The organism is Paraburkholderia sp. (assembly GCF_047605525.1).
Taxonomy (GTDB): domain Bacteria; phylum Pseudomonadota; class Gammaproteobacteria; order Burkholderiales; family Burkholderiaceae; genus Paraburkholderia.
In genome coordinates this window covers 153,230-166,715 of the sequence record NZ_JASGFN010000009.1, presented here as the reverse complement: position 1 = coordinate 166,715, position 13,486 = coordinate 153,230, and the positions used below count along the sequence as shown (strand labels likewise).

The window sequence follows — 13,486 nt, the reverse complement described above, 5'->3', positions numbered from 1 at the left end:
AGATCTGGTCAACAGGCAACGGCACGATCGCGGAAAACAGATCTCCAGTAGCTATGTAAGGTAATTAGTCGTATTAACCGGTGGAGTTAAAATGATGTCACGTACTACTCTTCGAATCGCCTCCGCATTGATCGTGTCTGGTGTTCTCGCTTCCGGATCGGCATTTGCACAGCAACCGGCCCAGCCAGCCGCCACTCCGCCGGCCGCGGGTGCCAGCGCAACGCATAGCGATCCGATCGTCCAGAAACGGATGGAAGTGCGCCAGGCTAACCAGAAGCAACGCGCGGCAAATTCGCAGGCCAGGGCGAAAATGAGAGCGCAGCAAAGTCAAGCGAGAACCGAGCGCAATCAGTCCGTCCAGGAATCGCGTCAACGCGCCACGGCCGCGATGTCGGCGTCGGCTCCGCAATAACGGCAACTCTTTCAGCAAACCCAACGCCGTCACCGGGATATCACGGTGACGGCGTTTTCATTTGGCGCTTCTGACGCTTTGCGAACGGTTACTGCGAAGCCGGTGCCGGTGCGCTCGCGGTGGCGGGCATCGGTCCCGCCGGCGGTTGCGCATTCGCCGCAGCCGGCGGATTCGCCAGCCAGCCTCCTCCCATTGCCCTGAACAACGCGAACTGGGCTTGCAGCTTGCCGACCTCTTCCCTCACCTGCGACGACTGGCTATCGAGCAACGCCACGCGAACCTGATCGATATCGACACGGCCGGTATCGCCGACTTCGTATCGACGTTGCACCTGGCTCAACTGCGCGGTGCGCCGTGTAACCTCTTCATTGCGCGCCTTGAACAGTTCGTCCTGCCGGTTCAAACGCGCCAGCGCGCGTTCGACGTCGTAAAACGCGCCGAGCGCGGTCTTTTCATATGCGAACATCGCCTGCCGCGCCTGTGCGTCGGACGATTCCACCTGCGAGCGCCGCGCCCCGAAATCGATCAGCGGCATCGCCATCGCCGCGCCGAACAGCCAGAACGTGCTCGGCCCGAGGCTCTGACCGGCGATCTCCCAGCCATTGCGCGCGAGCAGCCCGCTCAGCGAAACGGTCGGCCAATAATTGAGCCGCGCCACATCCGATTGCCTCACCGCCGCGTTCACACGGGCCTGCGCGGCAATCAGATCCGGGCGCCGCATCAGCAGATCGACGGGCTGGCCGGGCTCGATATCCGGAAGCGCCGTCATCAGCGTATCGCTTTCGTCGAGAATCCCGGCGAATTCCGCCGGCTGCACACCGCACAGATTCTGCAGATTGAGCCGCGCCTGCGCGATGCCGTTCTCCACTTCCTGCAAACGCGCATCGACTTGCGCGCGGCCGGCGCGCGCTGCTTCGATGTCGGTGCTGAGCACGAGGCCGGCGGTGAAGCTCTTTTCCGCGATCTGGACGAAGTCGTCCGCAATCGCGCGGCTCTGCTGAAGGATCGTGCGCTGACGCAGCAGTCCGCGATACGTCACGTACAGATCGGCGACACCCGACACCACGCTCAGGCGTACCGCCTCGGCATCTCCCGCGGCCGCGCGCGCCTGCTCATGTGCGGCCGAGAGCCGCGCCCGGCCCTGGCCGAACAGGTCGATTTCCCATTGCGCCTGCAGGCCGACGCGCCAGAATTGCGCATCGGTATCGTTGATACCGAGCAGTTCCTGAAACTCGAGCTGCGTCTCGCCGCCATGGTACTTCGTGGCGCTCACCCCCACGCCGACCGACGGCAGCAGTTGCGAGCGAGCCGCGCGAATGCCGGCCTGCACCTGGTCGACACGCGCATACGCGGTGGCGATGTCGAAGTTATGCGCGAGCGCAAGCTCGACGAGCCTGTTCAGCGTCGGATCGTTGTACTGGGTCCACCACGTCGCGAGATCCTGCGCGGACATCGGTGTCGCCGCGCCCGTTTGCGCCTCGGAGTACTGCGCGGGAAGCGGGGTGGGCTTATCGAGCTGCAACGAACCGCAGCCGGCTTCGAGCAGCAGCGCCGCGATGGCGAGAAGGTAAGGACGCGCGCGGATCATTTTGCCTCCGGGTGTTGACCCGGCTCCCATTCCGCTTGCTTGATCGAGAACAGCATCGCATACAGTGCAGGCACGGCGACCATCGTGAGCACAGTGGCAAAGGCAAGGCCGGACATAATGGTAATCGCCATATCCTTGAAGAAAGGATCCCACAACAAAGGCACCATCCCGAGCGCCGTCGTGCCGGCCGACAGCATCACCGGACGCAGACGGCTCATCGAACCATGCGTCACTGCCTGCATGCGCGGCACACCGGCGGCAATCTGATCGTCGATCTCCTGAACCAGCACCACGCCGTTCTTGATCAGCATACCGATCAGGCTCAGCAGACCGAGCAGCGCCATGAAGCCGAACGCGCCGCGGAACGTCAGCAGGCCGAGCGTCACGCCGCAAATCGACATCGGCACCACGAGCAGCACGACGAGCGCGGGCTTCAGGCGTCCGAACATCATCAGCACGAGCAGCGCCATGCCGATAAGGCCGAGCGGCAACTGACGGAACAGGCTTTCCTGCGCGCGTGTCGACGACTCGTGTTCACCGCCCCATTCGAAGCGATATCCGGGAGGCAGCTTGATCGCTTCGACGCCGGCGCGTATGCGACGGAAGGCGTCGACACTGTTCTGTCCGTAAATCGGATTGGCCGATACCGTGATCGTGCGAATACGGTCTTCCCGCGCAATCTGGCCTTCCTCGGTGCCGATCGTGAAGCCGTCGACCACATCGCCGAGCGGCACGTAACGGCGCAGCCCCGCGCTGAAGACCTGCAGGTCCTGCAGACCTGCAACCCCGCGCGTGTAATCGGGCGAGCGCAGCACGATCGGCAGCAACTGATCGCCTTCGCGATAAATGCCCGCCCTCAAACCTTCGGTTGCATAAGCCATCGTGTCGGTGACCTGCCGGCGCGTCACGCCGAGCGAGCGCGCGCGCGATTCGTCGAACTGCGGCCGCACGATGCTGATCGGGTTTTCCCAATCGTCGCGTATCGCGATGATCCGGCCGTCCGCTCTCAGCACGTCCTGCGCTTCCTGCGACAAATGGCGCAGCACGGCGGGATCGGGACCGGAAAAGCGCGCCTGGATCGCGGCACCGCCGCCGGGTCCGAAGTTCGGCCGCGTGACCGTCCAATGCTGCTCGGGGAAACGCTTCTTCAGATCCGCTTCGATGTCCGGAATCATGTCGTCGATGATCCCCGCGTCCTTCGCGCCGACAATGAACTGCGCGTACGACGGATCGCGCGTCTCAGGATCGTAGACGAGGAAGAAGCGCGTGGCGCCCGAGCCGACATAGGTTTGGACGTTGGTGACGCCCGCATGCTTGAGCAGCACCTGCTCGACCTGCCGGCTCTTTTCGTCGACCGCGCGAATATCGGCGCCGCGCGGCAAGCGCATGTCGACATAGAAGATCGGCGTGGTCGACGCGGGAAAGAAGCTCTGCTCGACGAAGCGGAACGCCCATCCCGCAAGCACGGTCAACACGACGAGCCCGGCCACCACGATCACGCGCTTACCGGTGACCCAGGCGAGCAGCGCGCCGTAGCGTTGATAGAGCTTCGACTTGAACGGGTCTTCGTCCACATTGTCGCCGGGCCGGAATAGATAGCTGCCGAGCAGCGGCGTCAGGCCGATCGCGATCACCCAGCTAAATAGCAGCGAAATCGCGGCCACGGCGAACAGCGACGCGCAGAATTCGCCGACCGCATCCGGCGACAGCCCAATGCCCGAGAACGCCAGAATCCCGACCACGGTCGACGCGAGCAGAACCCATTGGCTTTGCTTGAGGATCTCGGTGGCCGCCTGCAGATGCGACATGCCGCGCTGCACCTTCACGAGCATGCCTTCGACCACCACGATGCTGTTGTCGGTCAGCATGCCCATCACGATGATCAGCGCGCCGAGCGAGATACGTTGCAGCTCGATGCCCGCCGCGTACATGACCAGCAGCGTGCCGAGAATCGACAGGAACAGCTCGACGCCGAGGATCACGCCCGCGCGCCAGCCTAGCCCGATGCCCAGCGCGACGCCGACGATCGCCACGGACAGCAGCACGTCGAAGATAAAGCCACGCACGCTTTCGTCGACCACCTGCGGCTGATCGTAGAGCGCATGCAGTTCCATGCCGATCGGGCGCTCGCGCTCCAGTTCGACGAGTCTCGCATTGATTTCCTGACCGACCCGCACCACGTTGACCCGGGGCCGCGCGCTAATACCGATCGTGACCGCGGGGTGTCCGTTGTAACGGATGATCTGGTTCGGAATCGCCGCATAGCCGTGGCTCACCCGCGCGATGTCGCCAAGTAGAAGCGGTCCCGGTGTATTGCCGACCGGCAGCGAGCGAATGGCCTGTAGCGAATCGAGCGAGCCGGTCGGCGCGATCCGCAATTGCAGATCGCCGACCCGTTCGCGGCCCGCGGGACGTACCTCGTTCTGAAGGAACAGGGTTTGCGCGAGATCGTCGGTGGACAGATTATTGGCGATTAGCTGTGACTGATCGATGTCGACCGAAATCTGCTCCTGCTGGTTGCCGGCAATCACGATGTCGGAAACATCGTCGAGCGTCAGCAGTTGCCGGCGCAGTTCGCGCGCGTACTCATACAGTTGCGCCTGCGTATAGCCTTCGCCGGTCAGCGCGTAGAACATCCCGTAGACGTCGCCGAAGCGATCGGCCACCACAGTCGGGCCGGCGCCGGGAGGCAGCCGGACCTGCGCGTCGGAGACCGACTTGCGCAATTCATCCCAGACCTGCGGCAATTGCGCCGACGTGTACTGGTCGCGAATCTGCACGCGGATTTCCGAGTAGCCCGGCATCGAGCGCGAGGTCAGCTTCTCCATCTGCGGCATCTGCTGGATCGCGCTTTCGAGCCGGTCCGTTACTTCCTGCTCGACTTCGTGCGCGCTCGCACCCGGATAGAGCGTGACGACGACCGCGGTCTTGATCGTGAATTTGGGATCTTCCAGCCGGCCGATGTTGTAGTACGCGAAGATGCCACCCACCAATGAGATGAGTGTCAGTACCCACGCGATCAGCGGCTTTTCAATAAGAGGGCGCGCGAGGTTCATTGAGGTGCATCCATCGGACGGACGGCCATCCCCTCTTTCATGAACTGCGAACCGCCTGCCACCACGCGGTCGCCCTCCGCTACCGCACCCGCGACGACTGCATCGTCATTGCGGATTTCGCGCACGTTCACCGGCACCGCATGCACGCGGCCGGACGCGGCGTCGTAGCGCCACAGACTGCGCTGACCGTCCGCGCCGATCGACACCGCGGCCATCGGAACAGCGAAATAGGCGTTCTCGCTCTGCACGACCTGGCGCGCGGTGTCGGATATCTGCACGCGCAGCGCCATGCCGGGGAACAGCATCGCGCTCTGCTGTCCCTCGACGGAGAAGACGAGCCGGTAGCCCGAGGAGGTCGGGCTGGTCTGCGTCGTCCGTTCGCGGAAGACGAGAGGAAAGCGGTTCTGCGGCCGCTCGGGCAGCCACGCTTCGGCCCGCAGTGTCTTGTCGACCAGCAGCCGCTCGGCAATGCTCTGCGGAAGGTCGACGCCGATATCGACGCGGCCGATGTTTTCGAAATTGAACGCCGGCGCACCCGCTTGCACGGTCTGCTCGATCTCGATGTTGCGGCGTGCGAGCCGGCCGTCGAACGGCGCGACGAGCCGCGTGTTGCGCAGATCGCGATTGGCCAGGTCGCGGGCCGCGCGCGCGGCGTCCGTGGCGGCCGACAACTGTTCATACGCCCCCTGCGACAGGATGCCGTCCTTGCGCAGCACCGCCTGGCGCTTCAGGTTGTCGCTCAGTTGCTGATACTGTGCGTTGGCGCGTTGCAGTTGCAGCCTGTAGGGCTCGTCATCGATACGCGCGATCAGTTGTCCGCGCTTCACCGACGCCCCTTCGAGCACCGCGATCTGCACGACGCGCCCCGATACCTCGAACGCGAGCGGCGAGATGCTGGTCTGCTCGACCCGTCCCGTGAAGATACGAATGGCGGAAGCATCGGCGGGTTCGACCTTGGTGAGCTGCACGGCCGGCCTCGTATCGCCGCCCGCCGTTTCGGCCTGCCGCTGACAGGCCGACAGTGAAAGCGCAAGTACACAACAGATCAATGCGACACCGGCCAAGCGGGGAACCGGCGGTGCATCGGAGCGTTTCGCATTCATGGCGTTCTCGGCTGACTACTGGCGCAACCATGTCGTAAGCGCGGCGGCAATGCAGATGACGATCCGGCGGATACAGGCTTTACAGGTTGCTCAGGAATTCATAGGGATCCGTAACAGCGGGTGGATCATCGCGCATCCGCTGCAACACTCAAAGCCACGTCCGACTCAGGAGACTGCATCAATCAGTTTCTTGTCGTCCCCGCACTGTCGTTCAAAAGCAGTGAATTGGTATCTACTGTGTTCCGGCTATCGGGAGCATCGCCTATCCGGGTGAAAGAACAATGACCGGAACTCCGCGCTATCGAACGACTGGTCTCGTTACCGAACTACTTCGTAACGCCGACGAAAGACCGGGAGAAGTGGTGAATCCATCCAGGTAGAAACACTCAAGCGATTCTGCACGGCTGAACAACGAAGGCTTTTGTGTCCCGTTTGTCAGTATCTAATGCAGATCCTATAGATTGCGCTTGCCGCAGGATCATTTAAATTCCCAAACAATTCATTGTCAAGGGCGCCGCAAAGCAGTAGCCCGCTCGAATCGGGAAGAACCTCGACGCCAGGAACGTTCAGCCGGATCGTTTTGCTTTCGTAAATGGTATTGCGACGCAGTCCATAGCCGACATGGATATCGCCTGGTTCACTGGTGGCCTCAGGGTTTCATGCAGGTGTCATGGTCCCCTTGCAAAGTTGGGATAGACGCAACTATTCCGATCTACTAATCGGGAAGCTCGAATGATGCAAGTGCTAAAGATTTGATGGCATCGCGTTTCACCAATGGTGTGCGGACGTGAGTGCTAAATAAGCTTTCTTTTTTCGAAGTCCGCATACATCCTTTTGACCAGTGCTTCTTGCACGAGCATATTGCGGGGCGTACAGTACTCAGCAAACAAATAATATTTCTGGGATCCTTTGATCCAGCGCAAAAGCAGCGGCCTGTGAGTCGAATGCGATGCAGGGCAACGGTATGCAACCTGAATACCACGGGCCACCGCCGGAGTATTCCTTATCGTTGCCGGTCTGCCTGGCCGATCATCGGCGCCGGCACTTCGGCGGGTTCTTTCCGCAATTCAGCCATGTCGACGGTCCCCAGCACGATGACTGACTGCGTTACCGACTGCACGGCATCGCAAAAGACCGCGCCACGTTCCGCTCGCCACCTAAGCCCTCGCGCTGCCGAAGCTGATTCATCGAAGACAGCGCAACGGCGCTTTCAATTGTTCCGACCAGGCAACGCGCACGGGTACTGTGCATCATGACTCGAGTGTGCTCTTCGTGGATCTCGCGTTGTCTGGCAATCGCACTGCTCGCCACCAGTCTGCTATCCGGTTGCGCAATGGTGACGGTCAGCTCGCTCGGTCCCGAGCAGTACATCGCGATGCGCCGCGGCGATATTCTGTCGACCGGCCGCCTGAGTGCCACGACGCGCGACACGCTGCACGTCGCGGCACTCGACGAGAACACCTGTCAGAGAGAGCCGCTCGACTGCATCAATACGATCTCGACCATTGGCGGCATCAATACGGACCGGCGACTTGCCAGTCTGGCCGAGTTGTCCTTGCAGATGGCCATCGACAACACACCGGCCAATGCGACCGAATGGAGCGACGCGCAATTTGATTTGTGGCTCAGGGCTGCGCGATTCGCGTATGCATTCCTGTTCCTCGGTCAACGCACCGCCGGCGAGCGGGCATTCGAAGATCGTCAGACCCAGGTGCGCGACTACTACAACTACGCGGTGCAGGAAATCGCCCGTGCGCTGTTCGTGCACGGCGCCCTCGATGCGGAGGCCCTCAACGGCAATCGGGACACCAAGGTCATCGCAAGCTGGCACATTCATATCGATCTGAGCCGGGTCCGGCTGCCCGAAGGCGTGCGCGAACCGCGCGAAGTGATTCCCGCCTCGCGGCTCTCGTTCGCGGGGATACGCAGCATCTACCGGCGCGATGGCCTCGGCGCGGAACTCGTCGCGGTCATGAGCGTGCCGCAGCCTGAAGTAAGTGCCGATATCCATGCCGACGCATCGCAGCGCAATGCGTCGCGGCCGGCACAAGCGGCACGACCCTTCAGCGAAATGCCGTCGCCGAACGTCACCGCACTGCTCTGGTTCAGCCAGGGCACGCTCGAGCAGGTACTCGGTTCGCACGACGTGGTGCTGTCCGTCTACGATCCGTATCGTGAAGAGAGTGTCGAGCGACATGGACAGACCGTGCCGCTCTCCGCCAACTTCAGCGCGGGCTATGGCATCTGGCTCGCCCGCTCCGGCTTTGCCGGGCAGTCGTTGCGCTCGCTGTTCGGGCGGGCGCGGGGCATCGATAGTCCGCGTATCTATATGATGCAGCCGTTCGATCCCAATCGACGGATCATATTGATGCTGCACGGACTCGCAAGCAGTCCCGAGGCATGGGTCAACGTCGCCAACGATATTCAAGGCGACGACGTGCTTCGCCAGCATTTCCAGGTGTGGCAGGTTTACTACCCGACCAACGTGCCGATTCTGGTCAACCTCGCGCGAATCCGGCGGGCCGCGCGACAGACGCTCGCGCACTTCGATCCCGACGGTACGGCACAGGCGTCGCGCGGAATGGTGCTGATCGGCCATAGCATGGGCGGCGTTCTGGCAAGACTGCTCGTGTCGACTTCCGGTGACGAACTATGGACCGTGTTCAAGGACGCGTACATGCCCGAGGGCACCGATATCGATCGCGAAGATGAGCGGCTCGATCGGCTGCTGAACTTTACGCCGATGCCTCAGGTCGAGCGCGCGATCTTCATCGCCGCGCCGCATCGGGGTACGCCGTTCGCGAGCAACCGGCTGTCCCGTTGGGTGGCCAATCTCGTGCGTTTGCCGCTCGCGCTTCTGAACGAGATCGAGGAGGTGATGAAGACGGCGACGAGCATCGATCCGCAGGGGGCGACTTTCCATGTACCCAACAGCATTGAGCAGTTGCGCGAAACCGATCCGATGATTCGCGCGACCTCGCAGCTACCGATCAGCCCGCACGTGTGCTTTCATTCGATCATTGCAAGACGTCGCGCAAACGGGCCGCTCGAAGATTCCGACGACGGTGTGGTTCCTTATCGCAGCGCGCATCTTGCGGGCGCGGTTTCCGAAAAAGTAATCGTTGCGGGGCATAGCGTTCAGGAGACGCCGCAGGCAATTCTCGAGATCCGGCGGATATTGCACGAGGATATCGAGCGGATCGATCAGCGCGGAGAGATTTGTGAGGAGGTGCCTGCCGCGTCTCGACAATGAGCTGAGACCGAGGCTAGTGCTGCTGAACAACGCGGCATACTTAGGTCGGGCGATATCGCGCGGATGAACTACTGGATCGCTTTATAAGCAGAAAATTTGCTCGCTACATATTACGTAGCAAATGCTACGCACCTCTGGCGGATTCACTCTTATTTCCATCACCCACCTCAATAGTTGGGAGGTTGTCACACTTCATATCATAAGTGCGCTTTTTTCGTGAAACATATTTACTTGAAAGCCGAAAAATTCTTATAAAACAATAGCTTGTTTAGATTCGCCTGGCTGGTTGAATGTTTCACGACAAGGATGTACGCCAAATCCGCGGATAGGTCGGAGTAATTGAGCGTGGATCGGCAAAATGGGCGTGATATATGCTGTTCGATTTGTCAGTAGTGTCGTTTGTTGTGGCCCCGAATATCCTTATCCTTTCCTTCAACGCGTTGTTTCATGGCCTGCGTTGCAAGCTGGCTGCGGAATCTTGTTCTTGCTGGTTGCTGATTGGGCTCGATTGAGAGACGGCCCGTCATCACTCTCAGTGCCGGTTAATCCGCCCTCCCCACTCTCCAATACCTTGATTGCATCGTCCTGTCGACATGCGAGAAATTCCCGCGCGTCAGAGACGTACGGATCTGGAGGCAGTATTTGGCCTTTAGTCCTGAGCCAGATCAGGAGCGTATCAAGCCACGGCATATCTGCGGGAAGACAAGAGCCGACCTAAGGCAGAAGCGAATTGATCTCACGATAGCTTTGCCTTGGTCCGCGGTAAGTGCTCGAGCTTTCACCGCCCATGGCGTCGATCACTTTTCGAACCTGGTTATACGCTTCCCTTGCAGATACCGAGGAACATAGCCGGTGTCGTCGGAGAACCAATCGACATTGGACCCAACACATCTCTCAACCAGGGCTATGGGTATCAAGTCTCCCATCAGCCTCTACGCCCACTAATCGAACAAGCCCCCTGTGGTTATCGACAAGCACCCGTCCGACTTCCTTTAAATAGACGCGCGGCAGAAGGGCAAACGCCGGGCAGACGGAATCGCTCGCGACGACTCCCCACAAATTGTCCCAGCCAGTGCCGGCAACCAATATCACTGCCGCGCCTTCACCCCAATCGCAGCACTTTGATCTCACGCTGCATCAGTTTCATGGGAAGTGGCCGCGTACGGCGGCAGTGACTTTGCCCCAGCAGCAACCGGCAAGCGACGGCCCCTTTATTAGTCGATAGTTCGATCGATGCAGAAAAGAGTCGACAACGCTAACAGGCGACGACACCACGTTGTTCGCGGGAAAGCACCATAGCTGAGCGTCAGATTGATGAGGTTTTCGAGCTCAGCCTTCCTGACCCCGGAGCACCGGAATGTCTTTAGCAGCGATTTGCACACCGTCTGGTCACGGATTAATCAATCGAGCAACGTGAGGTCATCGCGAACGTCGATTCGATTTAGGGAGCGCGAAAGGGATAACAGCGCGGTACCGCCGTTCGGGTTGCACGACGGCTGGCGATATGGCGATATCCCCGAAGCTCCAAACCCCACTCCGCGGGCGAAGCGAACTTCGACTCCAGAGTGTCTAGACTCTAGACACTCTCATCTCATTTCGTCCCCACACGATTCCACAGACAACAAAAAAGCCCGCACGAAGCGGGCTTCCTTCTCCAAACCACCTACCGCTCAGTTCGACTTGGGCTGCGGCTGGAACATCTGTCCAATAAGCTGCCGGATCTGAATCTCCTGAGCTTCGGTAATTACCCCGGTCTTGATCTTGATAGTGAAATTGCTGATGTCCTTAGTGATACTTCCGGCGTGCTCCCGGCCCGCGAAAAACTTTTCGATACTGCGGCCACCGGTTCCTGCCGACGTGGTCTGCTGGGTGGCCAACGCAGTAATAGCCGCGGCAACCTTGCCCTGATCCATCTCGCCCTTCACGAGAAGTGGCCAGATCTCACGCGCAGCCTTGACGCCATCGTCACCGTGTTTCTTGATCGCCGCGGCAATCGCCTGAGCCGCGGTTCCCCCCAACAGACGGGGCTGAATATCGAGATCCTTTTTGATGAAGTCCGGAAGATTATCAAACGCGAGGAACTGGTAAAGGCCCGCCCGGGACAAGCCCATTGCCTCGGCCAGCCGCTTGCGGTTTGGAAATTCCGCCTCCGATCTGCGAATCGCCACGCCGATCTCATAGTCGGTAAGGTCATCACGGCTGATGTTTTCAACCATCGCCAGGACGGCCATATCCGAATCGGAGCAGTCGGCAACGACCGCTTTGATCGTATCGAGGTCCAGCATCTTGTGTGCACGCCAGCGACGCTCACCCGCTACGATCTGGTAATCGTCCGCGACCCGGCGCACCACGATAGGCTGCATGAGTCCCACCTCACGGATCGACTCGGCGAGTTCCGCGAGCTTGGATTCGTTGAACACGCGACGAGGCTGCCAGGGGTTCGGCAGAATTCCAGCTACCGGCAATTGCGACGCGACACCCGTCGCCTCCAATTCCTGCACCCGAAGTTGCGCAACGGCCAGTGCGCCGGCAAGGCCCGGCGCCGTCTGGGTGCGATTGCTGCGCTTCACCTCGTCCTCGTTAATGGACGAAGTTTTGCGAATGCCGGATGTCTTGGCCAGCAACTGTTCTCGCATATTGCTCATTGCGCGTTCCTCCATTTTTCCGAATAGATTTCGTCAATCCAGCGGCAGTAGTCGACAAGAGGTTGCCTCACGCGTTGCAGCGACTTGGCCGCGCTGTGGTTGCTGCTGATGTCAAAAACCGTCGAGAACGCCAACGCTCCCGTGCTCATCACCGAGCTGGCCGGCACTTCGATCGAATGCAGCCAGTTTTCGTATGCGCTTTGCGCCCACGCGCGCACGATCGGCGCCGACGAATTTCGCCCGTAATCGACCCGCGAAAGCACCAGCGAAACGAAATCGTATTTCTTGTCCTTTTCGTATTTGATGAAGCTCTTGGATACGTCCGAAAAGAGCCGCCAGAACGACAGCGAACTGATGAAATCCAGATTCTCCGGGACCATCGGCATCACCATCGCATCCGCGGCCATCAGCGCATTCAGATTGAGGTAAGACAGCGACGGCGAGGTGTCCATCAGGATGTAGTCGTACTTCTTTCTCAGCGGCTCGAGGCCTTGCCGCAGCACTGTCCAGAAGCGGAAACCCGGCCTGACTTTTTGCATCGCCGGCAGATGAAATTCGGCGCCAATCAGTTCCGTGTGAGCGGGAATCACGTCGATGCCATCCCAGTACGTCGACTGTACCCGGCCTTCCAGTCCACCTTCGATGTCCTGGTCGTAGACGTATGGCAACACCGTATCTTCTGGTGTCACGTCCTTTTCCGCGTAAAGACCACACAACTCCGAAAGCGACGCCTGCGGATCGAGATCGACCACCAGTACCTTGCGCCCGCGCAACGAAAGGCCTTGAGCAAGGCACATCGTAGTTGTCGTCTTTGCGGAGCCGCCTTTAAGCTGGGCGGTAATGATGATCTTCCCGTCGGGTTCCTTCAGCCGCGTAACGAGCGGAGTCTGGTAGATATCGGAAATTTTCTGCACCCAGATCCGCGCTTCCTCGAGCGTGAATGTGCGAGTTCGGCCCGTGCCGGCCGCCGCGCCCGACGGCAGCTCACCATCGCCTTTGGTTGCAAGATATTGAACCTGGGAATGAGAGATATTGCACATCTCGGCAATCTCTCCCGTCTTGAAAACAGGAGCCATCTTTCGAGGACGAGGAGCCAGAATCGTGTCGCGAAGCTCATTAGTAAAAATCGTGACTTTTTCCGCAAACTGGCTGATCTGCTCAAAGTGAACGGTTCGGTCTACGGCAGGGAGTTGGCTCGTTCTGACCATTCTGAGGTTTTTCCGTAAAATTCCAGAAACCTCAGAATACAGGAAATACTTGAAAATAGCTTTTTAAATTACTGTTTTCACGCAGATTTTCTACATATTGCAACGTTTTGTACCCTGATTTCGCGATCAGCCTGGGCTGAGAAAGCGAAGTAACACGATCAATGCAGATCGTACTGGACACAAATGACCTCACCCTCCCAGTCCAGATCGATCATCCAGCC

The 13,486-nt window shown here is 59.9% G+C and carries 6 protein-coding genes; 1 reads left to right on the top strand and 5 read right to left on the bottom strand.

The features are described 5' to 3' along the window. Positions 1–500: 500 nt before the first annotated feature. The 3 genes from QM685_RS15200 to QM685_RS15190 are packed head-to-tail and all read right to left on the bottom strand — an operon-like array spanning position 501 to position 6,024. The gene (locus tag QM685_RS15200; protein WP_415117184.1) at positions 501–2,000 is read right to left on the bottom strand and encodes an efflux transporter outer membrane subunit; all 1,500 of its coding nucleotides are present in this window, start codon (positions 1,998–2,000) and stop codon (positions 501–503) included. Beyond that, positions 1,997–5,056, bottom strand: a complete 3,060-nt coding sequence (locus QM685_RS15195; protein ID WP_415117183.1) for an efflux RND transporter permease subunit — start codon at positions 5,054–5,056, stop codon at positions 1,997–1,999. Before QM685_RS15195 ends, QM685_RS15200 begins: the two co-directional genes overlap by 4 nt. Further along, positions 5,053–6,024 carry an efflux RND transporter periplasmic adaptor subunit gene (locus QM685_RS15190; RefSeq protein ID WP_415117182.1) on the bottom strand — a complete coding sequence of 324 codons (972 nt, stop codon included), beginning with the start codon at positions 6,022–6,024 and terminating at the stop codon, positions 5,053–5,055. Before QM685_RS15190 ends, QM685_RS15195 begins: the two co-directional genes overlap by 4 nt. A 1,387-nt stretch (positions 6,025–7,411) precedes the next feature. Between QM685_RS15190 and QM685_RS15185 the strand changes: the two genes are divergently transcribed. Next, positions 7,412–9,412 carry an esterase/lipase family protein gene (locus tag QM685_RS15185; protein ID WP_415117181.1) on the top strand — a complete coding sequence of 667 codons (2,001 nt, stop codon included), beginning with the start codon at positions 7,412–7,414 and terminating at the stop codon, positions 9,410–9,412. Positions 9,413–11,082: 1,670 nt separating this feature from the next. Here the strand turns inward: QM685_RS15185 and QM685_RS15180 are convergent. Both QM685_RS15180 and QM685_RS15175 read right to left on the bottom strand, forming a co-directional pair. Next, positions 11,083–12,057 (bottom strand): ParB/RepB/Spo0J family partition protein, encoded by a 975-nt coding sequence (locus QM685_RS15180; protein WP_415117180.1) that lies wholly within the window; start codon positions 12,055–12,057, stop codon positions 11,083–11,085. Further along, positions 12,054–13,265, bottom strand: coding sequence for a ParA family protein (locus QM685_RS15175; RefSeq protein ID WP_415117179.1), 1,212 nt, complete (start codon positions 13,263–13,265; stop codon positions 12,054–12,056). Before QM685_RS15175 ends, QM685_RS15180 begins: the two co-directional genes overlap by 4 nt. Between the last annotated feature and the right edge of the window lie 221 nt (positions 13,266–13,486).

Coding starts and splice junctions, on each gene's coding strand:
- QM685_RS15200 (WP_415117184.1), bottom strand. CDS start 2,000: ATGATCCGCGCGCGTCCTTACCTTCTCGCCATCGCGGCGCTGCTGCTC.
- QM685_RS15195 (WP_415117183.1), bottom strand. CDS start 5,056: ATGAACCTCGCGCGCCCTCTTATTGAAAAGCCGCTGATCGCGTGGGTA.
- QM685_RS15185 (WP_415117181.1), top strand. CDS start 7,412: ATGACTCGAGTGTGCTCTTCGTGGATCTCGCGTTGTCTGGCAATCGCA.
- QM685_RS15180 (WP_415117180.1), bottom strand. CDS start 12,057: ATGAGCAATATGCGAGAACAGTTGCTGGCCAAGACATCCGGCATTCGC.
- QM685_RS15175 (WP_415117179.1), bottom strand. CDS start 13,265: ATGGTCAGAACGAGCCAACTCCCTGCCGTAGACCGAACCGTTCACTTT.